This window comes from Streptomyces sp. CNZ301 (assembly GCF_004217425.1).
In genome coordinates, this window is sequence record NZ_SHLG01000002.1 from 1 (window position 1) to 24,363 (window position 24,363).

A 24,363-nucleotide genomic window follows, 5' to 3' on the forward strand; every position below is an offset into this window, starting at 1 on the left:
GATTGGTTGGCATTGCCCAGGGCGGCTCCGCCGGAGCCCGCCCTTTGTCTCTGGCGCGCGTGTACTGGTCACGGGTGTGAGTGCTCGTGGCGTTCTCCTCCAGGGCATGACCCCTCGGGTGAATCTGTCCGGCAGTCGATCCCGGATAAGGGCGTCGCGGGATCGCTTTGACGCGAAGGCCCGGCGTGTGGCTCTTCGGGTCAGTTCTGGGCGACGACGTGCGTGGTGAAGGTGGTCTGCCCGTTCTGCGTTCCGTTGATTTCTGTGTGTGAGATGCCCGGTTGAGGCCTCTCCAACGGTGAGGCTTCGATCCAGCAGGGCGCGTCGAGTTCCGTGTAGCGGGTGAAGCGGGTGCGGCAGGTGACGGGTGTGGCCGGCTCGGGACGGACATGTACTGGAGCGCCTGGTCGACGGCCTCGAGGAGGACCATGCCCGGGATGTGGTCGTGTGCGTGATCGAAGAGGACAGGGGTGAGCGGTGTCGACACGCAGTTGCCAGCATCGCGGCCGGAAGCGGGTGAGAGCACTACGTCGTCGTAATGAGGGCGGGCCGACAAGGTCGGCACAGACGGGGTCAGCGGGAGGAGGCGCGTGCGCGGTGACTTGCTGGGCATCGCGGTGAGCACCGCGCAGTCGCTCATATATGGCGGAGGGTGAGCGGTGTACTTGATGGAGACGGCCCCCAGGGTTCGCCCTCCCGGGTGGCTTGGATGTGCGCGGCCAGACGGGCCGATCCCTCCAGCGCCGTTGAACCGGTGCAAGTGCGTGACGGTCAACTCCACACTGCGGGCTCCTCTTGCAAGGCGTGTAACGCAGTGGGGGCTATGACGGAGCAGCAGTATTCCAGCCCAGCCGATAGTCGAGGGGGATGTGGTAAGCGGTGTGGGAGAGCAGGGCGAGTGTCTGGCGAGCGGTCTCGATGAACAGCAGTGAGCTGTAGGCCTCCGGACGAGGGCGGTAGAAGCGGTGCGAGCTCGGCCACACCGCGGCTACACGGTGGGTGTCGGTGCCGAGTCGGTGCCAGTCGGTGATCAGCACTTCCTCCGGCTCGCTCTTGCGAACCAGGGTGCCAGGCAGGGCGGTGCCCTCAGGCCTGGTGAGGTGCTGTGCGTGCCGTTCGGAGCGAGCATGAGAGTCCCCTTCTTTCGAGACGCCGCGTGCAAAAATTGCGACACGTACTGGAAGAAGCGCAGGCCACATGCCGTAACATAGAGAGCGTTCTTTTTTTGTCGAGTGCGATCGAGCGAGAATCTGGATGACAAGGCGGAATCAGACAGGGGCTGCCCAAGCAGGACAGAGCGGTGCGGACGCGTGCTGCCATCGTGCGGGCGCGGCAGAGGTGTTCGCGGAGCAGGGCTTCGCCGGAGCTACGGTCACGGACATCACCAAGCGAGCAGGGCTGACGCTGGGCGCGATGTACTTCCACTCAAGTCCAAGGAGGCGCTGGCTCGGGAGATCGTGCTGAGCCAACCTGACCGTGTCGCTCCTCGGCTTGATTCAACGGGGCTGCAGCAGGCGGTGGATATTACGTTGACATGGCTCATCAGCTTCTGGAGGATCCGGTCCTACTGCGGGCGCCCGGCTGGTCATGGATCAGGAAGCATTCGTGGCCCGGGAGGAGAACTCCCATCAGCAGTGGTCAAAATCCTGGAGCGGGAGCTGCGCGCTGCCCAGCAACAGGGGGAAGTGCTCGAGAACGCCGATGTGAAGGCTCTGGCTGCTCTGGTGGTCATGCCTGCACCGGCGCACAGATGCACGCGCAGATGACGTCCGGCCGACGTGACCTTCCGGAACGTGTAGCGGAAATGTGGCGGTGTCTGTTGCCCCGCCATCGCAACACCCGCCGCAGCGGCAAGACTGGACGTGAGCAAGACCCGGGGAAAGACCGCGAGGTCTGCACGCTCGCGAAGCGGACGGGAGGGGCGCAGTGACGAGAGCGAATACTGCGGTTACGAGCCGCAGCTTGCGGAGGTCGGCTTGTTGGCCACTGCAGGCGGGAATTCCACCATGCTGCTGACCGGTTCTTACCCGTTCACCACCACTTATGTGCCGGTTCATAGGGTGAACCGGCAGGGGGGAACAATGGTGCTGACAGGAGAACTGAGGGACTGCTCAGCGAAAAGACTGTGATGATCACTGGCGCCTCAGTGGGATCGGCGCGGCAGCCGCCCGATTCTTCGCGGCTGAGGGAGCCAATGTGGTGCTGATGGCTCGCCGCAAGGACAAGTCTCCGGTGCTTCCGTGAGATCAGCCTGACAGGTGGTCAGGCCCACTGTCGTGGTGGGGGATGTGACCCGGCCCGAGGACGTCGAGAGAGCGGTGGCCGCGGCGATGGAGGACTTCGGCGCGGCTCGACGCGGCGTTTCAACAACGCAGGGGCAAGGACGTTGGCCGGCGGCTGCACGAGACCGATCAGGCCGATTACGACCGGATCATGGAATGAACGTGGGGGGCGTGTGGAACTGCCTGCGCGCTCAGATCCGCGTCATGCTCAGGCAGGGCAGTGGCGGAGCGATCGTGAACACTTCCAGCACGGCTGGCCCTTCGCCACCGGGCCCTGGCACCTTATGTGGCTTCCAAGCATGCTGTGCTGGGGCTGACGAAGAGCGCCGCGGCGGAGTACGGCGACGAAGGAATCCGTGTCAATGCCCTCGTCGTGGGGCGACGCGGACGAGATGATCGAGAACGTACTGGAGTCTTCACCGGTCGAGGAAAGCGATCTGGTCGCCCGTGCCATACAGACCCGCCTGGCGTATCCGGAGGAGGTAGCGCGTATTGCTGCATGGCTGTGCAGCGATCACGCATCCTTCATCACAGGCGGTGCGGTGCCGGTGGACGGGGGCTGCACCGCCGTCTGATCACGCGACCGTGGTGGATGGGGCTGATTCCTTGCGGCAGGACTCTCTCCCTTACCAGTTTTCCGGCTCTTTCCTTCCCCGCGCCAGCGCGGGGAAGGAAAAGAGCCGTCATTTCGTTGACGGCGGACCGGCTGGCGTGTGTCCAGAGACGTGCGGCGTCCGCTGTCTTTGGTCGGGGTTGCCATCTGGGTGGTGGTGGATCCAGGAGAGGCCGCCGAGGTCGGGTGGTGGCGTGCGCGGGTGACGGCGACGTAGGACAGGCGTGCTTCGGCAAGGATTGATGGGGCCGGGCAGGGGGTTGCCGTCCTCGTCTTTGCGGTCTTCGTCGTCGTGGGGTGGGGGGAAGTCGTCGGCGATGCGGACGGTGGGCCATTCGCGGCCCTTGGCCTTGTGGGCGGTGGAGATAGTGATCTGGGCGCGGTCCTCGTGGGTGAGCTGGTTGATGGCTTGGAGGATGGTGTCGGTGCCGTGTTCGTCGACGAGGTCGACGAGGGAGGCCAGGTTCGCGGCGGCGGGATCTTTCTCGGCGTAGTCCCTGCAGTTCGCCCCAGCTCTTGAACAGGAGGAGTTCGGGGTGAGTGGTGGGTTTGCCGGCTTTGAGGTCTCGAGCGGCCAGAGCGAGGGATTGGAGTGCTCCTCCCCCGCCGGCGAGGGCGACGCGGTGACCGGCTGAGAGGTGGCGGAGGACTTCGACCATGGCGCCGACGTTGGTGCGGCACAGTACGCGGCGGGTCGCTGACCGCTGTCACCGATGGTGGTGGGGATCTCGGAAGTGCCGGTGAGGCGGATGGGAGCTTCGGCGATCGCCAGCCAGCGGTTGGCTTCTGTGGCGAGGTCGGGCCCGAAGCGGAAAGAGCGGGAGAGGTGGAGGTGTTGGCCGTCGAAGCCGGTCATGACGTCGCGGGCGCCGCGCCAGCCGTAGATGGCCTGGGCCGAGTCGCCGACCACCACCAGTTGGGCGTGGCCGCGTTGGGCGTGGACGACGTGTTCGAGGACGGGGTTGGTGTCCTGGGCTTCGTCGAGGAGGAGGAAGTCGGCGGGGATGCGGGGGTCGGTGAGGGCCCAGATTTTCAGGTAGTGGTCGTGGTCGAAGCGGACGATGCCTTCGTCGGGCTGTTGGAGGTCGTCCCAGGCTTTGCGGGCGTAGGGCAGTACCAACTCGGCAAGTTCCGCGCGGTCTTGGGGTGCTTCGATGCCGCGCAGCGCGGGGACGTGGCGGGCTTGGATCTCGCGGTCAGCTGAGTGGCAGAAGCGGGTGACGGTCTGCAGGAGGGTGTGGGAGAGGGCGCGGGTGCTGGCCTCTCGCGTGCCGATGCGGGCGGGTTTGGTGATGCCGAGGTCTGCTCCGGTTTTCCAGCTGGGGATGCGAGGGGCGTTCATGCGGGTTCGGTAGCGGTGGCCGACGGCGGCGTAGGCCATGGCGTGGGCGGTCTTGCACAGCACGTGGCTGGGGAAGGTGCGGGTGGCGGCGGTGGCGATGGCTTTGTTGAAGGCGATGTAGCGGCCGCGGGTGGTCACGCTGTCGGCGAGCAGCGCGAGGGTGGTGGTCTTTCCGGTGCCGGCGCCTGCTTGGAGGGCGAGGTGGTGGCCGTCGCGGAAGGCGTCGATGGCGGCGAGTTGTTCGTCGGTGGGGTCCAGCATGGCGGTGTCGTTCCTCGAGGCAGGCGTGGGCGTGAGCAGGAGACAGCGCTGTGCGGCCTCAGCGCTCTGGGTGGGAGGGGGCGGTCGGGCGTGGGGTGCCGGTCGGCGGGGCTGCAGGGGTGTGCGGCGCATGGCGGGAAAGTGGCACGCGACACGCCGCGTTCTGGGAGGGCTGGCGGATAAGTCCCTCTCACGCACGCACGGATTCGCTCAATATTTCGATGCGTGGCACGTGTGTTTGAGGTCGCTCACCACTTCGGGGATGTTCTGCCGACGGGGTGGCGGGGCTGGGGGCAGCCGGCGGTGAGCGGTCAGGCGGTGGGAGGCGTGGGCGGGGTGTGGTCCTCGCAGAGGGAGGCGAGGAGGTCGCCGACGGGTACGCCGAGGGCGTGGGCGATGGCGTGCCAGGTGGCCAGAGTGCCTACGGTGCGGCCTTGTTCGATCTCGATGAGGGTGCGCCTGGCCAGACCGGTGCGCTCGGCGAGCTGGTCGTAGGTCCAGCCGTACTCCGCCCGCCTGCGTGCGAGCTCCATGCGGAGAGCTTCGAGGTCAGGGTCGGGCGGAAAGATCGTCACTCAGTTATCGCACGGTGCAGACCCCTGCCCTGTCAGTGCAGACCTCTGCCCTATTTGACGCGTTTTCAGGAGAATCACTGAAGGGCAGGGGTCTGCACTACAGTGCGCGCCGCCCGGCCCTGGAGGTCTGGTCCGTCCACGTCGCGCATGAAGGAGTGCAGAGATCGTTCCGGCCCGTATCCCGCCCCCTGCTCCGCCACCGCCGCGGATCTGGACTGTCCAGGTGCTCCCTTGCTCCGGTGGTCCACGGCTGCGCTGCGGCGTGTGCGGAGTTCTGCCCGTGCCCTGCGGCGGGGTGCGCGAAGAGGTGCTGGCGCACCTTGCCCGTCACGCTCGGGAGAATCCTCTGGCCCGGCATCTGCGTACCTGTCGCTGCCGTGAAGCCGGCTGCACCTGGCATCCGCGACGCCGGGGGTGTGACGGGGAGATCCTCCTGGTTCTCAGCCGCTGCGGGCACGCGTGGCGTCTGGCCGACCTGTGTCACGGCTGCGCCGCGGTCACTCCCCACACAGCTCCTGTCATGGAAGGTCTCGGGGAGACCGCTCCTGGCCCCGGGCCGGTCGAAGGTGTGGTCCCCTCCGGGTGGGCACAGGTGTGGGAGGAGGATGCGCAGGCCTGGTGGCCTGCGCTGTAGGGGTAGTTGAGCTGTTACGGCGCGGGTGAAGGAGTGACGGTGGCCTCCGGGCAGTCGCCGGCGAGGTGTTGCAGCTTGGTTCGCTCTGTTGCGTCGACGGCCAGTTTCCAGCGCAGTTTGGTCTGCACCCAGTCGGTGGCGTACCGGCAGTGTGAGGAAGCGGTGGGGGAAGCCACTGGGCGGGGTCTTGGTCGCCTTTGGAGCGGTTGGTGCTGAGGGTGACGGCGACGAGTGAGCGTTCGGCTTCCAGGTCGTTCGCGTAGCGTTCCCGCTTGGCCGGGCTCCACCTCGAGGCGCCTGAGTCCCATGCTTCGGCGAGCGGGACGACGTGGTCGATGTCCAGGTCACCGTCGTCGGTGACTGTCTTGCCGTCGTAGTACGACGTCCATTGCCCGCCTGTCAGCCGGCACTCCTCCCCTTGGTCGGGCTTTTTCGTTGCTTCGGACAGGAGGACTTCCTTGCGTGTGTCGCAGCCGTCGTGGTCGGCGTCGACCCACAGTTTGAACTTCTCCCGCTCATAGCCGTCTCGGGATTCCTTCCTGACTGTCAGCTGCTTGACTGCTGCAGTTAAAGGAAGGGATCCGGCGGACGTGGTCGGGGCGTTTGCTGGTGGTTTTTGAGGTTGCGAGTCGCGTGACGCCCCCTCGTTGATTGAGCAAGCGGTGAGCAGCGCGAGGCAGGAAGCGAGGAGGAGACCTAGGCGTCGAGTGATCATGTGGCACTCCCTTTGGCCGGTGCCGGCCTGGTGTGGGTGGACTCGCGACGACGTCTTGGTCCTTCCGTCTGAGCCGGCCGCCGGGGCTCGATCGCTGTGAAGCGGCATGGATGCGATACCCCTTTTGCTTGGGGGAGTTACGCGAGGCAGGCGTTTTTGAGACGCGGTCACATATGCGTGGGTGCCAGGAGGCGTCAGATCTCTTCAGGCGCTGGCCTGGTGGCTCGAGCCGACGTGGGCCCAAGGGTGGTCCGGGTCGGGTTCTCTTGGCGGCCCTCTCCCCCCGTGGCGAACGCAGTCGCCTCATGCCTCACGTTGAGTCTGCTGTCTTGGGAAGCGCCGGAGGTTCGACGGCCGGGCGTTGGGAAAGAAAGCCATTTGTGTGTGTTCCAGCGCATGGTGCGGAGCTGGATTCCGTTACCTGGAATTGACGTGGTGGGATGCGGCCGATCATCATGTTCCTTTCTGGCAGGTGGATATCTGGGAAGGAAATGTCATGGCGCAGCGAGTCGTTACTCTCCTCATCGACGATCTTACGGGCGAGGAGTCGGAGGACGTGACGAATGTGCAGTTCTCCGTCGCCGGTACGGACTTCGAGATCGACCTCAACGACAAGAACCATGATGCGTTCATGAATGCTCTGGCGCCTTACATGAAGAACGGTCGACGTATCAAGCGCAGCCGGAAGGCGGGCAGGGGTTCGGGGCGTGCGCTGGCGGCCAGTGGCGGCACTGAGACCGCGAAGATCCGGGAGTGGGCCAAGGAGCAGGGTTACGAGGTCAACGAGCGGGGCCGGGTTCCTGCAGGTGTGCGTGAGGCATACGAGAAGGCTCACTGACGCACCGTCGTCCGGGGGCGGACAGGCCGGTGCGGAAACGTTCGGGGGCCCAACAGGCAGGGGGTCCGGCTGGTGTTGGGAACTTGTGCTGTGCTTGTTTCTCCGGCGCGGCCCTGTGGTGGGTGTGCCCGGGGTATCGGGCCGTTGCTGCCCCGGCGTCGGAGTCTTCGCGCTGCGCTGTGGCAGGAAGTCGCGGAGGACGAGGGGCTGTCGGAGGCGCGGTGAAGTCTGCTGCGCCTCCGACAGCTTGTGGTGGCTGCATCCCTGGGACGGGCTTTGCACTGGGGACTGTTCCACCTTGGGTCCGGCTGCACAGGTGGCGTGGCTGAAGTCGATCGAAAAGGCCAGGTCCAAGCTGCACGACCGACCATCTTGGAGAGTCTCGGGCTGCGGCGGCAGGGCGAGCCGGCCCCGGGTGCGGACTGCTGTGAGCGTGGGTGGTGTGCTCGTAGCCGGGTACGCGCCCACCATGATCGTGATCCGCTGTGCGCGGATCCGCTCAAGAGAAATCACTTCGGAGAGGAGTCGACATGTCGTCGAAGCGTCGTCGCAAGAAGAAGGCACGCCGCAAGAACGCGGCCAACCACGGCCGCAAGCCTCAGACTTGAGGGACGGTCCCGCTCCGGCCGGGCCGGAGCCCGGCCGCCCGGGACGATGAACGGCCGCCCACCGAACGGATTCCGAGCGGTGGGCGGCCGTTGCGTGCGGGGCAATGTGCTCAGAGGCGCAACAGTCACGGTCCACCGTCTTTACAACGTTGTAGCGGACGCAGTACACATGCTCTGCCGCCGACAGCGCCCTGGAGGAGAAGTGACCGTACGGAGAGCCGGATCCCGCATCCGTCAGGCAGTGGCAGGGCTGGCCCTGCTCGTCATCGCCACCCTCCTTCCGCAGGCGCTCGGTTCGACCGCCTCCGCCGACCCGCGGCCGTCACCTGCGGACTCCGCTTACGGCCATACCTACGTCAATCCGGTCTCGCGCGGTTTCGCCGACACCTTCGCCGATCCCGCTGTCGTCCGCGGCAAGGACGGCTACTGGTACGCGTTCGGGACCACCGACCCCCTGCGCAGCGGTGAGGGCAAGGCGCACTCGCTGCCCGTCGCGCGCTCGACCGACCTGGTGCACTGGTCGTACGTCACGGATGCGCTCGGCGACCACAACGAACCGGAGTGGGCAGACAAGGACGCGGCCTACTGGGCTCCGGACATCAGCTATCACGACGGCCGCTATTGGCTGTATTTCGTGGCCACACAGACGAAGGTCACCGGAGAACGGGACGACAGCGCCATCGGCGTGGCCACCGCGCCGAGCCCGGCGGGCCCCTGGCAGAGCCACGGTGAGCCGGTGGTTGCGCCCCGGCACGGCAGCGGCGGCGAGGGTGACTTCCTGTGGACGTTCGACCCGGCCCACGTCGTGACCCCGGACGGGCGGCGCTATCTGTATTACGGCTCGTACTACGGCGGCATTGAGGTGACGGAGCTGTCCGGGGACGGCACGCGGACCAGGGGCGAGCCCACGAAGGTCGCGACGGACAACCGATTCGAGGGCGCCTATGTCATCCGGCGGGGCGGCTGGTGGTATCTGTTCGCCTCGTCCGGGGACTGCTGCGCCGGGCCGACGACCGGCTACTCGGTGTTCGTCGGCCGGTCCCGCTCGGTGCGGGGTCCCTTCCTCGATCGGGAAGGCACCCCGCTCACGGCCTCCCGCACGGGCGGGACGATCGCCCTCACACCCAACGGCAACCGATGGGTGGGCACCGGGCACAACGCCGTGGTGAAGGACTTCGCCGGGCAGGACTGGATGGTCTACCACGCCATCGACCGCTCCGACCCGTACCTCGACGAGCCCTTCGGCATCAACCGCCGTCCGATGCTCATCGACCGTCTCGACTGGAGCGGCGGCTGGCCCGCCGTCCGCGGAGGCAAGGGAGCCTCGGCCGACAGGCAGCAGGCGCCCGTCGCCTCCCCGAAGGCAGTCCCGGACAAGGGTGTTCACCGCTCCGACGGCGGACCGGGCAGCGGCGCAAAGGGCACATGGCCGGGGCGCCTGGACCCCTCCCGCAGCGACGAGTTCGACGGCCGTCCCGGTCCCGGATGGCAGTGGGTGCGCGAGCCCGCGGGCCGCGTGGCCGACGGCCGGTACGTGTGGCCCACACAGGACGCCGAACTGCACAAGGACGAGAACACCGCCTCGCTGATGCTGCGGGACGTGCCGCGCGGCGACTTCACCGTGGAGACGAAGCTGACGATCGACCTGGGCGAGCAGAGCGAACGGAACTATCAGCAGGCCGGCCTCGTCGCCTACGCCGGCGACGACAGGTATCTGCGTCTGTCGCATGCCGCCATCTGGAACACCCGGCAGACCGAGTACGGCAAGGAGCAGCCGTACGCCTCAGGCATCGCCTACGGTTCGACCTCCGTCGGTCCGCCTGCTCGCACCACCTGGCTGCGGTTGAAGCACACCACCGCTCCGCGCAGCGGCGAGCACCGTGTCCAGGCTTTCACCAGCCGCGACGGGAAGAAGTGGATCGCGGGCGGCACCTGGACGGTTCCCGCCGAGAAGCGACTGCGCTTCGGCCTGGCCTCGATGGGCGGGGAGGGAGCGACGGCTCAGTTCGACTACTTCCGCCTCTACAAGCGCTGAGCACCGCGGCCGGGCCGCCCCTCGACAGGCATCGCTAGGGCCGGGAGGCACATCGGCACGGCCCGCTTCGCGGTCACCGCGAAGCGGGCCCGTACGTGCATGACACGGCCGCGATGCGGCTACCCCGGAAGGCACAGATCGCGAGCCGGAAGGGGAAGCACTGATGATCTCGGAGACGGTGTCGGTTGCGGTGCCGGGCAGTGTGGAACTGCCGGGCGACATGAATGTGCCCCCGTCCCCGCGTGGTGTGGTGCTGTTCGTGCACGGAAGCGGAAGCTCCCGGCACAGCCCCCGCAACCGCGCGGTCGCCGAGGATCTGCGGCGGCACGGGTGGGCAACTTTGCTGACGGATCTTCTCAGTGAGGAGGAGGAGCGGGCCGACGCTGCGACAGGCCAGTACCGCTTCGACATCTCCCTGCTCGCCGAGCGGACGGTGGCGACGGTCGACTGGCTCGGCAAGTACCCGCGGACCGAGGCGCTGCCGGTGCATCTCTTCGGTGCGAGCACAGGCGCGGCGGCGGCGCTGGTCGCCGCGGCGGAACGCTCGGGTCCCGTCGTCTCCGTGGTCTCGCGCGGCGGACGGCCCGACCTGGCGGGGGGTGCGCTGGGACGGGTGGATGTACCCGTACTGCTGCTCGTGGGAGGCCGCGACCAGCAGGTGCTGGAACTCAACCGGGAGGCGGCCCAGCAGTTGGATGCCGAGCACCGGGTCCAGGTCGTGCCCGGCGCCACCCACCTCTTCGAGGAACCGGGTGCGCTGCAACAGGTCGCTGCCGCCGCTCATGAGTGGTTCCTGTACGCGGCGGAAGCACAGGCCGGCGGTGACGGCCTGAGGTGACCCGCGGAGGGACGGGCGCTGTCAGGTCACAGAGGCTTCCGCTTCCGCGTCGTGCGTCTGCGTGTTGCGTCTGGCACGCAGTGAACGAACCTTGTGCCGGTTGCCGCAGCGCTCCATTGCGCACCACCGGCGCCGCCCGGGGCGCGAGGTGTCGACGAAGACGAGCGAGCAGTCGGGAGCCCCGCACTCGCGGACCCGTGCGGCGAGCGGGCCGGTGAAGAGGTCGACGGCGTCGCGTGCGACCGATGAGAGGACCTGGAAGGCGTCGGCGGGAAGGTGCATGCCGTGCCGTCCGTCGGCGGCGATCTGCGGGACGAGGGGCGGCAGCTGCGCCGTCTGGTTCACCTCGTCGACGTCCCGGGGGTGCGGGGGCCGGCCGTGGACCACGGCGCGGGCGAGGCGCGACAGCGCGTCGCGCAGCCACCGCGCGGCGCGGAACTCGTTGCCAGTGATGTGGACGTCGCCGGGGTCGAGGCGGAGCCGTGAAGCGGCACACCATCCGGCCAGGTCGTCCGGTGTGTGAAGCGTCTCGTAGCGGGCGAGAGCGCCGGGACCGCCGGTGGTGAGGAACTCCAGGCACAGCGCCCCGGCGTCGAAGACGAAGCGCGTGCCTTCCGGTGAGCGGAGAACGAGTCCGCTTGCCGCCACAGTCATGTAACCATTATGACTGGTTTCACCGATCGGACTCCTCTCCCGCCCGCGAAGCGTGCCCGGCATCTGGAGAATCGGATGGCTCTTGGATGGAAGCTCGTCGTCGACTGCGCCGACCCGCTTCAGTTCTCCCGCTTCTGGGCGGCCGCCCTCGGATACGAGGTCGAGGACAACAGCGTGCTCATCGAGCAGCTGACCAGCGCGGGAGCCGTGAACGAGAGCGACTGCACGACGGTCGACGGGCGCAAGGCATTCCGGGCCCTGGCCGCGGTGCGCCACCCCGACGATCCCGTCGAGGAATCCAGCGGTACCGGGCTGGGGAGGCGGATCCTCTTCCAGGCGGTGCCCGAAGCCAAGCACGGCAAGAACCGTCTCCACATCGACCTGCATGCCGGCCCCGCGCAGCGTGATGCCGAGGTACGGCGGCTCACGGAGCTGGGCGCGAAGGTGCTGCAGCGGATCGAGGACCGGGGCAGCAACCACGTCACAATGGCGGACCCGGAGGGCAACGAGTTCGACGTTCAGTAGCCGGGGCGCTTCCCAGGGCCGTCCGCACAGCGCCCGGTACGATGCCGTGATCACGCTGCGAAGTCGAGGAGAGCTGAGGGCAGTTGCCGCGCCGGGCCACCATCTACGATGTCGCCTCCGAGGCGGGCGTGAGCATCTCGACCGTGTCTTTGGCGCTCAACACACCCGCCCGGGTCAGTGACCGTACGCGGCAGCGGGTCCTTCAGGCTGCGGACCGTCTCGGCTACACGCCCAAGCCTGATGCGGTGGCCAAGGCACGCAAGGGAGTCGGCCGGATCGGGGTGATCGCCCCCTACACCTCGTATCCGTCGGTGGCGCGGCGCCTGAAGGGTGTGCTTCAGGCGGTGGCCGGCGGCCCGCTGGAGGTGGTTGTCTTCGACCACCCGTCGGCTGCCCGATCCGCTTCGCCGCTGCTCGCCGGGCTGCCCCTGACCGGGCGCCTCGACGGTCTCATCGTTGTGAGCCTCCCGCTGGAGGACAGCACGGCAGAACGCCTCAGCGGCCTTGGGCTGCCGGCCGTGCTGGTGGATGGGAGCCGCCCCGGCTTCGACTCCGTCCGCACGGACGACACCGAGGGCGGGCGCCTTGTGGCGGAGCATCTGGTGGAGCGCGGGCACGGCAGTTTCGGGTTCCTCGGTGAGTCCCAGGAATCCGACGCGTACGTCTCTCCCGGGCAGCGGCGCCTCGCGGGGTTCCGGGCCGCTCTGGAGCAGGCCGGTCAGCGGCTGCCGCCGGAGAGTGTCCACTTCACGGGGCACGCGCTGGAGCAGGCGGCTGCCGCGGCGGAGGTACTGCTGTCCGGGCCTCGGCGGCCCACCGCGCTGTTCGCCGGCGACGACCTCCTCGCCGCTGGTGCGCTTCGCGCGGCGCGGGCGCTCGGCCTGAGGGTGCCGGAGGACCTGGCGCTGGCCGGTTTCGACGACACCGATCTGGCCCAGGCCCTGGATCTGACGACGGTGCGGCAGCCGCTGGAGGATTCTGGCCGCGCCGCGACGGAGCTCCTGATGCGGCGCATGAGCAGCTCGGAACCCTCGGCGGTTCGGGAGGTCACGCTGCGGCTGGAGCTCGTCCGCCGCGGTTCCACCTGACGGCCTGTGGACGGCTTCACCGCGTGCGTGTGCGCCAATTGCATATCGAAGTGCTTCGACAGATGCTGTTGACATGGTGTGTGCGGCGGGTGAGGCTGCCCTCGTGGACGCAGCGAGGCGAAGGACGGAGACGGCATCCATGAGCAGCGCCTACGTGGTGACCGGAGGAGGCCGCGGCATCGGACGGGCAGTTGTGGAACGGCTGCTCGCCGACGGCCACAGCGTCGTGGCAGTCGACGTGGATCCGGACTCCCTGCGGTGGACCGCCGGCCATCCGGCCCGGTCACGCGTCATGATCGTCGCGGGCAGCGCCTCCGACGAGGCCGTGACCGAACATGCCGCGGATCTCGCGGAGTCGGTGGGCACCCTTCGCGGCTGGGTCAACAACGCGGCCCTCTTCCGCGACGCTTCGCTCGGCGTCTCCCCCACGGGGACCGTCCTGGAGCTGATATCGGCCGTCATGGACCCCGCCGTCACCGGGTGCGCCACCGCCGTACGCCGGTTCCTCGCCGAAGGCACCCAGGGCTCCGCCGTCAACATCACGTCTCACCAGGCACGCCGTCCCGTTCCCGGATGCACCCCGTACGCGACCGCGAAAGCGGCCATCGAAGGGCTCACTCGCGCGCTGGCCGTGGAGTACGGGCCCCGGGGGATCCGTGTGAACGCCGTCGCGCCGGGCTCGATCGGCACGGAACGGTACGCCTCGCTGCTCGCCGCCCAGGAGCCGGACGTCGCGGCACGCGTGGAGTCGGAGATGCGTGCGCTGCATCCGCTGGGGCGAACCGGCCTCCCGGAGGAGGTCGCCTCGGCCGTCGCGCATCTGCTCTCGCCCGAGGCGGCCTACATCACCGGGGTCACTCTGCCCGTCGACGGCGGACGCACGGTCCTGGGACGGGATCCGGACCTCCTCCAGAGTGCGGGGGCATGACCGGGCGGCGTGGGGGGGGCGCCCGGTCACTTCGTGAAGCGCAGCACGTAGCGGCGCTGCCACGGCGTCTCCACGGCACGGGGATCGTAGTGACGTCGCACGAAGGCGACCGCCTCCCCGGCCGGAACTCCGTCGAGCACTGCCAGGCAGGCCAGCGCCGTGCCCGTGCGTCCGCGTCCTCCGCCGCACGCCACTTCGACGCGCTCGGCCTCCGCCCGTGACCAGGCCTCGCTCAGCAGGGCCAGGGCCTGCGTGCGACTCGTGGGCAGCCGGAAGTCCGGCCAGCGCAACCACCGTGAATCCCAGTCCACTTGGGGCGGCTGCCTGCCGAGCAGAAAGACGGAGAAGGCCGGGTCGGGGCCCGGCGGAAGGGGACGGCGAAGACCGCGTCCGCGCAGCAGCCGCCCCGACGGAAGACGCAGCACACCGGCGCCGTCCGGATCCCAGGTCTCGCTCACGGGCCCAGGCTAGCCCTTCTCCGCCGGGGCACCGGCGGGATACCCGTCGGGCAAGGTCCCGCGCCGCTTCCCCGCTAGCGGGAAGCCGTCGGCACGGCCCGGCGTGCGGGGACCGTCTCGGTTCGCAGTTCGTGACGTCCGTCCGCGAGCGGCGCTTCGTAGAAGATGCGGTAGCCGCCCTGCGGCGAGGCCAGGACCTCGAGATACCGAACGTCTCGGACGGGCCTGTCTCCGGAGGTCTCCAGGAGAGGGACGCCGCCGGGTTCCGACCGTGCGGCCAGACCGGTGCGTTCGGACCAGTTCTCCTGCGCGGAGGCCCGTCCGTCGTAGGCGGCGCGACCGTCCGGCAGCACACTGGTCAGCCGTGCGCCTCGCGCGTCCCATGCGCCCGGCGTTCCGGTGAGCACCGTGCCACGCCACTGCCATCGCAGTCCGTCGCGGCTGGTGGCGTACGCGGTGAACATCCTGTCCTCCTCGCCCGGTTCGTCCAGGGGGTGGCAGCACAGCCATGCCTCCCACCCCTCACCCGTTCTCCGGATGACGGGATCCTTCACGGCTGTCCGGCGGTCTCCCTCGAAGACGGGGCGCACGGGAGCGTCTGCGAGTCCTTCCGGACTCGCAGACTCGGTCACGCCGATCCACCAGTGCTTGCTGCCGGGCGTCGCGCAGCTCACGTACAACCGCCACGAGCCGCTTTCAGTGCACACGAGAGCGGGGCGCTCGACCATCGCCGCGCCCAGCCGGTCGCGGGTGAGCACGGCGAGCGTGGTGAAGGCGGCGCCGTCCACGGAGCGCGCGATGACGTTGTAGTCCTCCTCGGCCCGTACGCGGTAGGCGAGCAGGAGCGACCCGTCGGTGTCCCAGTGCGCGCTGGGCGCCCCGGCCCAGCGCTGCGGGCCGTTTCCGGGTGCGGGGACGGCCACGGTGGCCAGGCCGTCCTGGAGGCCGGGCAACGGGAAGTCGCCGGCGGCGGAGTCCGGTAGGTGTCTCTTCCGAGGTGGTTGCATACCGGGATCCTGCTGCCGCCCGTACGGAAGAGACAGTGGCAGGACTGCCATGGCTCGGGCATTTCCTGCCATGATGAGCGCGTGCTTCGGAATGTCGTCGCCCTCGTCGGTGAGCAGGCCGCCGCCTTCGAGCTGGGGGTGGTCGCTCAGGTCTTCGGGCTGGACCGCTCGGACGACGGCCTCCCCGTGCACGAGTTCGCGCTGTGCGGTGCTCGGCCCGGTCCCGTGCCGACGACGTCGGGCTTCACGCTTCAGGTCGCGCACGGTCCGGAGCGCATCGCGCAGGCTGATCTCGTCACCGTCCCCGCATGGCCGCAGCTCGAGAGGGACCCGCCGGAGCCGCTGCTCGAGGCGCTGCGCGAAGCGGTCGCGCGCGGGGGCCGCGTCCTGTCGGTGTGCACGGGCGCCTTCCTGCTGGCCTCGGCCGGAATCCTCGACGGCCGGACGGCTGCCACGCACTGGCAGTTCGCCGGGCGCCTCGCCCGCCTCCATCCCCGTGTCCAGGTGGACAGCGCTGTTCTCTACGTCGAGGACGGCCCAGTGCTGACCAGCGCCGGAGCGGCGGCCGGGGTGGACGCCTGCCTGCACCTGGTGCGCCAGGAGCACGGCGCTGCCACTGCCAACGCCCTGGCACGGCGCATGGTCGTGCCGGCCCATCGGGCGGGCGGACAGGCGCAGTTCGTCGAGATGCCGCTGCCCGAAGCCCGCGCCGGATACGGCATGACGGATCTGGTCGACTGGATCCAGGCTCATCTCGACCGGCGGCTGACGGTGGAGGATCTGGCCGCACGCGCCTCCATGTCGCCGCGCACGCTGGCCCGGCGGTTCAAGGAGGCGACCGGCACGACTCCGCACCGGTGGATCCTCGACCAGCGTCTCCAGCTCGCCGAGGAGCTATTGGAGAACACCCCCTTGCCCGTGGAGGCCGTGGCGGTCCGTTCCGGCTTCGGCAGCGCGGACACCTTGCGGCATCACTTCGCCGCCCGGCGTGGTGTCGCGCCCGCGGCTCACCGCCGGATGTTCCAGGCCGGCAGCCCGGTAACGGGCGGCGAGCAGGGACCAGAGCCGACGAAAGGACGCGATATGGAGATCTGGATCAACCCCGCCTGTTCCAAGTGCCGTTCGGCGCTGTCGCTGCTGGACGCGGAGGGAGCTGAATACACGGTCCGCCGTTACCTGGAGGAGCCGCCGAGTTCAGCGGAACTGGAGGATGTGCTGCGGCGGCTGAGCCTGGAGCCGTGGGACATCACCCGCACCGGTGAGCCGGTCGCGGGCGAGTTGGGCATGGAGTCGTGGCCGCGCGATGCGGACAGCCGGGGTCGGTGGGTCGACGCGCTGGCGGCCCACCCCTCCCTGATTCAGCGGCCGATCATCACCGCTGACGACGGGAGTGCCGTGGTGGGCCGCTCGCCGGAGTCGGTCAGGTCCGTACTGGAGTGAGGGCCGCGCTCAAACAGCGGTGTTTCCACGTCCGTCGGACCGCCGCACGAGTCCAGGCAGTGCGGTGAGGGTGTCCCTGCGGCCCCATGCGATGAGGGCGAGCGGCAGGATCATCAGCAGCGGCGTGGCCGCGTACTCACCGTCGAAAACGGTCAGTTGGGTGATGAACGCGCCGATCATCAGGCCGATCAGCGAGATCGCCGAGAGGCCCGGGAGCCACGGAGTGGCCAGGGCGATCCCGCCGGCCAGTTCCAGCGCACCCACCAAGTACATGAACCACATGCCGAAGCCGATGTCCTCGAAGGGCTCGACCGCCGATGAATGGGCGATCAGCTTGGGGACGGCGCTGGCGATCACGAAGAACAGGCCGAGTATCACCTGCAGCGCGAGCAGTGAGATGTGCTTGACGCGGTCGTGACGGACAGCGGGCGCCGGGGCCGGCGCGGCGGCGGATTCCGGGGATCCGGAGGGCGTGCCGGGTGACTGGTTCATGACGGTCTCCTCTCGGGGCGCGTACGGGACGTACGCACCTGGAGCAGACCCTGCTGCCGCGTACTTCTCATCGCGGCCGCGGCAGCCTTTTCGTACGAGCCCGTGGGGCGCGGACGGGCCTCCGGGGAGCGAGAGCCGGTGCGGCCCGGGCGGCCGGTCCCCAACCGCCGGAGCGGGACGGAAACCGGCCGTGCGCCGGGGCAGGCTCCTCAGCGGCGGCTTCCGCCTCCCGTCAGCCACGTGCCCAGCTTCTTCACCGTCGACCAGCGGCCGACGACGACGATCGCGAGCGGGATGAGGATCATCGCCGGGGTTTTCGACGCCCTTGCCGTCGTAGAGAGTGAGGTGCGTCAGGCAGGCACCGGACATGACGAACATCAGGCCGAGCGCGGCGAGCCCCGAGAACCAGGGCGTGATGAGACCGATGGCGCCGAGCAACTCCAGTGCACCCGTGAGATACATGAACCACAGGCCGAAGCCGATGTCCTGGAATGTGCCCTTGGCGCCGGAGTCGGCGGTCAGCGCCGGCACGGCTCCGACGGTGACCATGAAGTAGGCCAGGTACAGCTGAAGAGCCCACAGGGCGACTTCGAGCGCGATGCGGGCCGGACCTTTGGGTCGTGAGGAGCGGGCGGCCGGGGAACCTGCGTGGGCGGTCGGCGGATTGCCGCTCGCGTTCGCCATGATGGACTCCTTCTGCGGACGGTGCACCAGCGGTTGACCGGGGGCGGCCCGTCAGCTGACCTTCTGCCGGCGCACCCGCGGCGGGACTCCCCCGCCACGGCGGAAGCGGGGGCGGCACCCCCGCGCGGCAGCGCCGGGGCTTGCCAATTGCGTATCACGTGCGCGGTAAGCAGCGCAGACAGTTGTCCATCATGGTCAACATCCCGCTCGGCGAGCCTTCGGCCGCCACCGGGACGACCGGATTCCACGCACTCCCGGTGACCGTGCGGAGCGCTCGCCGTGACTCTCGGCTGCGGCCTCCACAGCCGTGCCTTGGCGGGACGTCCGCACCGGTTCAGTGTGCGGGCCCGGGCCGTCCGCCCCGCGCGGCCCGCGCCCAGTCCGTCTCGGTGCCGGCGCTCCACAGCTCCTCCGGTTCCGGCTGCGTCACGAGACCATGCAGCAGCAACCGCCAGTGGGCTGCGAGGCGTTGGTGGACGTCGACGGTGGAGTCGTTCAGCGAGCTTGTCTGCACCGAGTGCGCACCGGAGGCGAGGCAGAAGGCGAGTTCGGCGACGGCTTCCGTGGTGGCCTCGCAGCGCAGAGTTCCTTCCTTCTCCGCTTCCCGGGCCACGTCTGTGAAGACCTGCTGCCAGCCGGCCAGCGGATTCGTCTCCGGGTCGGAAGGGGTGCCCAGTTCGCGCGCGAGTTTCACGGCGGCCCTCGCCAGGTGGTCGTGTTCGAGTTGATGGGCCACGAGGTGCGTCAGGTCGATGAGCGTCTGCAGCGCGGGGAGCTCCTTCCCCCGCAGCGCTTCGGCGGCACGGTTGGCCCGCGTGCACGCCTCGCGCCGTACTGTGTCGGCCAGTTCCTCCTTGCTCCCGAAGTGGAAGGAGAGCGCGCCCTTGCTCATCGCCGCGCCGCGGCTGACCTCCAGGAGGGTCGTACGCTGGTAGCCGAGGCGGTCGAACGATTCTGCTGCCGCCATCGTCAGTGCCTGACGAGTGAGTTCTGCTCGCTCTTGCCTCATCGGCTGTGTCCCTTCGTGCGTTCCGGTCCGCGGGGAGACGGGCCGTCAGAAGCGGCGGCTGCGGGGAGAGTTGAGATCGCCGCCCCCACAAACATACAAAGTGTTCTGTTTTTTTGCGCCGGAAGGGCGGCCCTCGCTGCGTTGACGGAGTAAGTCACCGGGACTGCGGGCGTGACCAGTGGGACGAACGGTGCGGAACGCTCGTGCTGTCAGGGGCCGTCGGTGAGAGCGAGGCGGGTGCGGTACCAGGAAGCCGCGTCGGCGAGCGCAGCCAGCGGGCCCGGCCCCGGAGCGGATTCGCACGCCTCCCACAAGTCCGTGGCGTAATGGTGGTCGAAGGCCAGGAGTGCGAGTTGACGCTCGCTGATCCGTCCCGGGTTCGCCTCCATGAGGGTGAGGCACTCCTGCCAGGTCAAGTCTCTTGTGACGGAAGGCAGTACCTCCAGCCGCGCGAGCGTCTCCAGCAGGTCCCGGGCGCGTACGGGAACAGGGTGTACCGCGTGGTGGACGCCCCGCACCCCTCCCGAGGACTCGCCCGGCGCGGCAAGCCGGAGCGCGATCAGCGTCACCAGCCGCGCCAGGTCCTGCACGTCGATCAGCGACAGGCGTGCCTGTCCGCCCCGCCAGAACCCCGGTGCACGGCGGACGAGTTCGGCCAGCGCCGGAACGACCCAGCGGTCTCCGGTTCCGGTGACCAGACCCGCTCGCAGTACGACGGCACCGTGGCGAAGGCCGTGCGCCTCGCCGGCGAGGCGGCTGCGGCTCGCGGCGGAGCCGGGGTCGGGGTCCACGTCGCCGACGGCCGCGTCGCGGTGCGGTCCGCGCCCGTAGACGGCGGTGGTGGACAGCTGCACGATGCGCTCGACGCCGGCGCGCCGCGCCTCACGCATCAGCGCTTCCGTGCCCAAGTCGTTGATCCGGGTGGCCAGTTGCTCGTCGGAGCCGACGTAGGAGGCCGCGTGGATGAGAACGCGCGAACCGGAGCAGCTGCCGCGAAGGGTCTCGGGGCGGGCCAGGTCGGCGCGGACCTGTTCCACCTGTGCGGGCATCGGATGCTCCCGGCGGGTGAGGGCCCGTACCTCCACATCGTGACGCTCCAGCCGGCGCAGGACGGCGGAACCGATGAAACCACTCGCCCCCGTCAGCACCACCCGGATCGTCATCCGGCGGCCAGCAGCCGGGGATCCGGGTTGACGATCATGTCTGCGGCGACCTGGGGCGGGGCGATGCCCAGGAGCATGTACTGCCACAGGTCCGCGATGCGGTGCGGAAGGTCGGCCCGTTTGCTGGAGAGCTTGGAGAAGTGCTGCACGCCGGTGTAGCAGCCGACGAGGAGCACCGCGAGCCGTTCCACCTCGACTCCGCTGCGCAGCTGCCCCCGTTCGGCAGCGGCGGCGAGCTGGCCGCGGAAGACCTCCGCCCACTCGCGGTACGGGGAGTCGTCGTGGAAGCCGATCTCCTCCTGCTCCACGGCCAGCCGTACCCCCGCGCGCAGGAGCTTGTTGGTCTGCAGCTCGCGTGCGAGGAGGAGGGTGGTGTCGATCAGACGCTGGAGACCGTCGGGCCCGGGAGGCAGGACCACGGAGTCGCGCTGGGAGAGCATGACTGTACGGGCAAGGTCCAGCTTCGACGAGAAGTGGAAGTAGAGGGCGCCCTGCGTGATGCCGGCCCGGTGCATGATCTCCGAGATCCTTGCCGCCTTGTAGCCTCCCTCGTCGAAAACCTCGGCCGCCGCTTCCAGGATCAACTGCCTTGTCTCGACAGCCCGTTGCTGCATCGGCTTTGCTCTTGCTGGCGCCATCGGACCTCGCCCCCAGAAGGTTCTATCGTTTTCAGGCACAGATCACGTCAACCTCGGACACCATCCCACCCGGAGGGCCGCATGGCTCACACCCCCGCTGTGCCCGATCTGCCGGAGAGCACAGCGTACTCGTGGCCGGTGCCACGGGAGTTCGTACACAAGACCGCCCACTCCGAAGTGCTGCTGACGGGCTGGCGGCGGTGCGGACAGCGCGAGTTCGAGGTGGGCGCGCAATGGCCGCGGGACCACGGCTTCTGGCGTACGGACGAAGACGGCGTACAGGATCCGATGCTGCTGGTGGAGACGACACGGCAGGTGCTGCCGCTGATCGCCCACGCCGCATACGGGGTCCCTCCGGGGCACCAGCTCATCTGGGACCACCACCACTGCGCGTTCTCCACGCCGTTCTTACCGGTGACCGGCGCGCCGGCCGAGGTGGTGCTGCAACTCTCGGCCGCGGAGGCGCCCGTTCGCGGCAAGCGGCCGCGCCGGATAACGCTGAGCATGACCGTGCGGAGCGCGGGCCGGGTCATCGGCAGCGCCTCCACCGTGTACACCGCGCACAGCCCCCAGATCTACGGCAGGCTCCGTGGGCCCGGCACTCCTGCGCCGCCGGACGCCATGGCCGCCGCCCTCGCACCGCCGCCGGCGCTGACTCCCTCGCTCGTGGGCCGCGAGAGCGAACGCGAGGTGGTGCTCGCGCCGGCCGGTGACGGGAGCGGGAGCCGCCGTCAGCTGCGGGTACTCACGAAGAGCCCCTGGCTCTTCGACCACCCGGTCGATCACGCTCCCGGCATGCTGCTGATGGAGGCCGCCCGGCAGTCGGCGCACCTCGCCGCTGCGCCGCACCGTCCGAGGCTGACCCGCATGGAGGCGGAGTTCCATCGCTACGTCGACCTGGACGCCCCAAGCTGGGTCGAGGTCTCACCCGGCCCGGACGATGCGGGGGACGAGCACCGGCCCGCGCGCGAGCGCACCCTGACGGTGTCCGTCACCCAGCACGGCAAGGAGGCCTTCACCGGTCTCGTCGGCTTCAAGACGGAGGACGGGACCGCTGCGCGCCCCTCGGCGCTCGGGTAGGGTTACCGGCCGAGCCGCACACGAGACCCGGGGAGGTGGGACCGATCACCGCTGTGGAACAGGGTGCGCCGCTCCTCTCCTGCGGGCGTGCCGTCCCGTCGGCCTGAGCCCGCGCCGGAGCCCGGAGTCGGAAGCACCCTCCGGAATCCCGAGAGGCGTGCCCGTATGTCTGTGACTCCTTCTTCCCTCCCCTCCTCGCTCTCCCACTCCGCGCTGGAAGCCAGGCTGCGCGACGCGGGCTGTGTCTTTGCCGAGGAGGAGGCCGACTTGATGCTCTCCGCGGCCGCTACCGCCGGGGAGCTCGCCGCCATGGCGGAGCGCAGGGCCGCCGGGCTCCCGCTCGAACACGTCCTGGGCCGTGCGGAGTTCTGCGGTCTGCGGATCGCGTTGGAGCCCGGGGTCTTCGTGCCCCGGCGGCGCACCGAGTTCCTCGTGCGGTGTGCCGCAGCGCTCACCCGTGCCGGGGCTCTCGTCGTCGATCTGTGCTGCGGCTCCGGCGCGTTGGGCGTGGCGCTGGCGGCGGCGGTGGCCGAGCCGGGTCAGGAGCCCTACGGAGCGGTGGAGTTGCACGCCTCCGACGTCGACTCCGTGGCGGTGCGCTGCGCTCGGCACAACGTCGCGGCCGCCGGCGGCCGGGTCCATGAGGGCGACCTCTTCGACGGACTGCCTGCCGAGCTGCGCGGCCGCATCGAGGTTCTGCTCGCCAACGTCCCCTATGTACCGACGGATTCGCTGAGTCTGCTTCCGGCGGAGGCACGCGTCCATGAACCGCGGGCGGCACTGGACGGCGGCAGCGACGGACTGGACGTACTGCGACGCGTCTCGGCTGAGGCGCCGCGGTGGCTGGCGCCGAACGGACATCTGCTCATGGAGGCCGGCGAGGCACAGGTCGAAGCGGCGACCGCAGCGATGGAGGGCAGCGGGATGGCGGTGCGGGTGGAGCGTTGCGAAGAGCTGGGCGCGACGGTCCTCACCGGGACGGAGCCGGGCGTGCCGCGGAGCTCAACGCGCCCTGGCTAGAAGCTGGTTGGGGGCCCGACTGCACGGAGGGCGGCCCGGCCACTCCCGGGCGTCAACTCGAACCGCGCCCCCGGAGCCGCTGTGAGCCGAGCAACCGCGTTCTGCCGTGATCTGCGAGCCCCTTGAGGGGTGCGGCGGCCCCGCGGATGACGGCCGGCCACCAAGCGCCCGCTGCCGGCTGCCGCTGCCCGCCGAGAACCGGGGTGTTCTCGTCAGGAAATGCGGGGAGAACGTGCCGGTCGGTGACCCACCTGCCCGAATGCCGCACCGGCCGTGATAGTTGTGTGCGCCAACGAGAACCGCCTGCACCGGATGAATCCATACGGACCCGCGCCGGCAGGTGTGTTGCTCGTTCAGCGCCCGAACACACCGTCTCGACAAGGGCTTTCATGGGGACGCCGACGATTCAGGTCAGAGTCCTTGCGGTCGCGGGCCGGCGTGTGTGGATGGCGGTGAGCGGCACCCTGTGCACCGCGACACTCAGAGTCCTGCACTACAGTCTCTGCGCCCGTGCCACGGACGAGCGGACGCAGTTCTACCTCGATCTCAACGCGGTGCGCCCGGGCGAGCCGCTCCCCACACCCGACCTTCCCCGGCTGTTACCGCCGGGCGGCCGTCTGCGCTTCCACATCGTCGGAGTGCACGAGAGTTTCCGAGCCCCGCTGGGAGCGGACAGCCGGTGCCGCTTCCACTCGGACGTCGCCTCTGCGTGGGCGGAGTGGTCACGGCAGCCCTGAACGGGGCGCGCAGCCCGCCCACGCAGACCGAAGTCGCTTGAACACGGCCGGAGTCGGGCTGGAAGGAGAAGGGCTACGCGGCGTCCAGGACGGCGCTGACGGTCTTGCCTCCACCAGGTGCGGTGGTGACGTCGAGACGCCGGGCGAGACGACTGACCATCGCGATGCCACGACCGCTTTCGCCTTCACTTCCCGCGCGGTGCACTCGGGGCAGCAGGCCGCCGTCGTCGCGGACCGCCACGGTGACCGTTCTCTCGCCGCTGCTCAGCCGCAGCCGGCAGCGGCCCCCGCCGTGCAGCGCGGCATTGGTGACGAGTTCGGAGACGACCAGCGCGGCCTCCTCAACCTGCCCCGCCGCCTCGGGTGGTGTGCGGGTGCCGGTGAGGAATCCGGTCGTCAACTGGCGGGCCGTGCGGGCCGATGCGGCATTCCGCGGCAGTGTGTACTCGACGCGTGCGGTGCGCCGCGACGGACGCGGGCTCACGCGCATGACGCTCACTTCCTCTCGGTTCCGGCTCACACGCCTGTGGAACGGGCGGCCGGCTGGCTGCGCGAATCGAGACCTTCGGAGGTTCTTCCCGCGGGACGCGGGGGCATTCACCGGCAAACCGCGGCGGAGGCCTCCGGTCACGGAAAATCCACCGTTTCGCCGCCTTCCGCGCGAAAGCAGGCCGTACCCCACGGCTCTACCCGGACGCG

Annotated in this window: 23 protein-coding genes and 5 pseudogenes; 15 read left to right on the forward strand and 13 right to left on the reverse strand. The window is 69.3% G+C overall.

From position 1 onward, the window contains the following. Positions 1-640: AfsA-related hotdog domain-containing protein (locus EV375_RS24195; RefSeq protein WP_486588780.1), on the reverse strand; the 640-nt coding region annotated here is incomplete at its 3' end. Positions 641-821: 181 nt separating this feature from the next. Then, complete coding sequence (locus tag EV375_RS29900; protein WP_130302091.1) at positions 822-1,199, reverse strand: AfsA-related hotdog domain-containing protein; 378 nt, start codon at positions 1,197-1,199, stop codon at positions 822-824. Between the two features lie 55 nt (positions 1,200-1,254). On the opposite strand from EV375_RS29900, the gene EV375_RS29905 reads away from it, so the two are divergent. From EV375_RS29905 to EV375_RS29915, 3 genes and pseudogenes are all read left to right on the forward strand, one after another. Continuing rightward, a complete protein-coding gene (locus EV375_RS29905; protein ID WP_486588781.1) occupies positions 1,255-1,464 on the forward strand; it encodes a TetR family transcriptional regulator in 210 nt (69 codons plus the stop codon). A gap of 866 nt (positions 1,465-2,330) precedes the next feature. Beyond that, positions 2,331-2,486: pseudogene (locus EV375_RS29910) on the forward strand (hypothetical protein); the annotation flags it as partial. 158 nt (positions 2,487-2,644) lie between these two features. Then, complete coding sequence (locus tag EV375_RS29915) at positions 2,645-2,857, forward strand: SDR family oxidoreductase (RefSeq protein WP_486588782.1); 213 nt, start codon at positions 2,645-2,647, stop codon at positions 2,855-2,857. A gap of 108 nt (positions 2,858-2,965) precedes the next feature. Here EV375_RS29915 and EV375_RS24215 read toward each other — a convergent pair. From EV375_RS24215 to EV375_RS24225, 3 genes and pseudogenes are all read right to left on the reverse strand, one after another. Continuing rightward, positions 2,966-4,498: pseudogene (locus EV375_RS24215) on the reverse strand (UvrD-helicase domain-containing protein). A gap of 311 nt (positions 4,499-4,809) precedes the next feature. Beyond that, complete coding sequence (locus EV375_RS24220) at positions 4,810-5,073, reverse strand: helix-turn-helix domain-containing protein (RefSeq protein ID WP_130297626.1); 264 nt, start codon at positions 5,071-5,073, stop codon at positions 4,810-4,812. Positions 5,074-5,721: 648 nt separating this feature from the next. Continuing rightward, positions 5,722-6,422: pseudogene (locus EV375_RS24225) on the reverse strand (HNH endonuclease family protein). 496 nt (positions 6,423-6,918) lie between these two features. Between EV375_RS24225 and EV375_RS24230 the strand changes: the two are divergent. The 4 genes from EV375_RS24230 (at position 6,919) to EV375_RS24240 (ending at position 10,741) form a co-directional block, all read left to right on the forward strand. Beyond that, positions 6,919-7,260 carry a histone-like nucleoid-structuring protein Lsr2 gene (locus EV375_RS24230; protein ID WP_130297628.1) on the forward strand — a complete coding sequence of 114 codons (342 nt, stop codon included), beginning with the start codon at positions 6,919-6,921 and terminating at the stop codon, positions 7,258-7,260. Between the two features lie 530 nt (positions 7,261-7,790). Continuing rightward, entirely contained in the window at positions 7,791-7,868 is a 78-nt protein-coding gene (locus EV375_RS29920; protein WP_484600488.1) for a 50S ribosomal protein bL37, read from the forward strand. A gap of 202 nt (positions 7,869-8,070) precedes the next feature. Then, complete coding sequence (locus EV375_RS24235; protein WP_207227954.1) at positions 8,071-9,903, forward strand: glycoside hydrolase family 43 protein; 1,833 nt, start codon at positions 8,071-8,073, stop codon at positions 9,901-9,903. 163 nt (positions 9,904-10,066) lie between these two features. Beyond that, positions 10,067-10,741 (forward strand): dienelactone hydrolase family protein, encoded by a 675-nt coding sequence (locus tag EV375_RS24240; RefSeq protein WP_130302092.1) that lies wholly within the window; start codon positions 10,067-10,069, stop codon positions 10,739-10,741. Positions 10,742-10,762: 21 nt separating this feature from the next. On the opposite strand, the gene EV375_RS24245 is transcribed toward EV375_RS24240, so the two are convergent. Further along, a complete protein-coding gene (locus EV375_RS24245; RefSeq protein ID WP_130302093.1) occupies positions 10,763-11,395 on the reverse strand; it encodes an ABATE domain-containing protein in 633 nt (210 codons plus the stop codon). Between the two features lie 75 nt (positions 11,396-11,470). On the opposite strand from EV375_RS24245, the gene EV375_RS24250 reads away from it, so the two are divergent. The 3 genes from EV375_RS24250 (at position 11,471) to EV375_RS24260 (ending at position 13,936) form a co-directional block, all read left to right on the forward strand. Then, entirely contained in the window at positions 11,471-11,920 is a 450-nt protein-coding gene (locus EV375_RS24250) for a VOC family protein (RefSeq protein ID WP_130302094.1), read from the forward strand. An 83-nt stretch (positions 11,921-12,003) separates the two neighbouring features. After that, positions 12,004-13,008, forward strand: a complete 1,005-nt coding sequence (locus tag EV375_RS24255; RefSeq protein ID WP_130302095.1) for a LacI family DNA-binding transcriptional regulator — start codon at positions 12,004-12,006, stop codon at positions 13,006-13,008. 139 nt (positions 13,009-13,147) lie between these two features. Beyond that, positions 13,148-13,936, forward strand: a complete 789-nt coding sequence (locus EV375_RS24260; protein ID WP_130302096.1) for an SDR family oxidoreductase — start codon at positions 13,148-13,150, stop codon at positions 13,934-13,936. Positions 13,937-13,962: 26 nt separating this feature from the next. On the opposite strand, the gene EV375_RS24265 is transcribed toward EV375_RS24260, so the two are convergent. Together EV375_RS24265 and EV375_RS24270 are read right to left on the reverse strand one after the other, a co-directional pair. Further along, a complete protein-coding gene (locus EV375_RS24265; RefSeq protein ID WP_130302097.1) occupies positions 13,963-14,394 on the reverse strand; it encodes a phosphatase domain-containing protein in 432 nt (143 codons plus the stop codon). A 74-nt stretch (positions 14,395-14,468) separates the two neighbouring features. Beyond that, positions 14,469-15,401, reverse strand: a complete 933-nt coding sequence (locus EV375_RS24270) for a hypothetical protein (protein WP_130302098.1) — start codon at positions 15,399-15,401, stop codon at positions 14,469-14,471. Positions 15,402-15,482: 81 nt separating this feature from the next. Between EV375_RS24270 and EV375_RS24275 the strand changes: the two are divergent. After that, a pseudogene (locus EV375_RS24275) lies at positions 15,483-16,427 on the forward strand (GlxA family transcriptional regulator); the annotation flags it as partial. An 81-nt stretch (positions 16,428-16,508) separates the two neighbouring features. Next, positions 16,509-16,841: pseudogene (locus tag EV375_RS29925) on the forward strand (ArsC/Spx/MgsR family protein); the annotation flags it as partial. A 9-nt stretch (positions 16,842-16,850) separates the two neighbouring features. Here the strand turns inward: EV375_RS29925 and EV375_RS24280 are convergent. The 4 genes from EV375_RS24280 to EV375_RS24295 all read right to left on the reverse strand — a co-directional run bounded on the left by EV375_RS24280 (position 16,851) and on the right by EV375_RS24295 (position 20,803). Next, positions 16,851-18,017 carry a DoxX family protein gene (locus tag EV375_RS24280; RefSeq protein WP_130302099.1) on the reverse strand — a complete coding sequence of 389 codons (1,167 nt, stop codon included), beginning with the start codon at positions 18,015-18,017 and terminating at the stop codon, positions 16,851-16,853. 334 nt (positions 18,018-18,351) lie between these two features. After that, a complete protein-coding gene (locus EV375_RS24285) occupies positions 18,352-19,026 on the reverse strand; it encodes a ScbR family autoregulator-binding transcription factor (RefSeq protein ID WP_130302100.1) in 675 nt (224 codons plus the stop codon). A 209-nt stretch (positions 19,027-19,235) separates the two neighbouring features. Next, positions 19,236-20,189 (reverse strand): NAD-dependent epimerase/dehydratase family protein, encoded by a 954-nt coding sequence (locus EV375_RS24290; RefSeq protein ID WP_130302101.1) that lies wholly within the window; start codon positions 20,187-20,189, stop codon positions 19,236-19,238. Further along, the gene (locus tag EV375_RS24295) at positions 20,186-20,803 is read right to left on the reverse strand and encodes a ScbR family autoregulator-binding transcription factor (RefSeq protein WP_130302102.1); all 618 of its coding nucleotides are present in this window, start codon (positions 20,801-20,803) and stop codon (positions 20,186-20,188) included. The genes EV375_RS24290 and EV375_RS24295 overlap by 4 nt, the downstream gene beginning before the upstream one ends. Positions 20,804-20,908: 105 nt before the next feature. Here EV375_RS24295 and EV375_RS24300 point away from each other — a divergent pair, with 105 nt between their 5' ends. The 3 genes from EV375_RS24300 to EV375_RS24310 all read left to right on the forward strand — a co-directional run bounded on the left by EV375_RS24300 (position 20,909) and on the right by EV375_RS24310 (position 23,664). Further along, positions 20,909-21,907 (forward strand): ScbA/BarX family gamma-butyrolactone biosynthesis protein, encoded by a 999-nt coding sequence (locus EV375_RS24300; RefSeq protein ID WP_130302103.1) that lies wholly within the window; start codon positions 20,909-20,911, stop codon positions 21,905-21,907. A gap of 165 nt (positions 21,908-22,072) precedes the next feature. Continuing rightward, positions 22,073-22,927: a putative protein N(5)-glutamine methyltransferase gene (locus tag EV375_RS24305; protein ID WP_130302104.1), complete on the forward strand. Its 855-nt coding sequence runs from the start codon at positions 22,073-22,075 to the stop codon at positions 22,925-22,927. Positions 22,928-23,379: 452 nt separating this feature from the next. Then, entirely contained in the window at positions 23,380-23,664 is a 285-nt protein-coding gene (locus EV375_RS24310) for a hypothetical protein (protein ID WP_165434839.1), read from the forward strand. Positions 23,665-23,737: 73 nt separating this feature from the next. On the opposite strand, the gene EV375_RS24315 is transcribed toward EV375_RS24310, so the two are convergent. Continuing rightward, positions 23,738-24,154 (reverse strand): ATP-binding protein, encoded by a 417-nt coding sequence (locus tag EV375_RS24315; RefSeq protein WP_130302106.1) that lies wholly within the window; start codon positions 24,152-24,154, stop codon positions 23,738-23,740. Positions 24,155-24,363 lie beyond the last annotated feature (209 nt).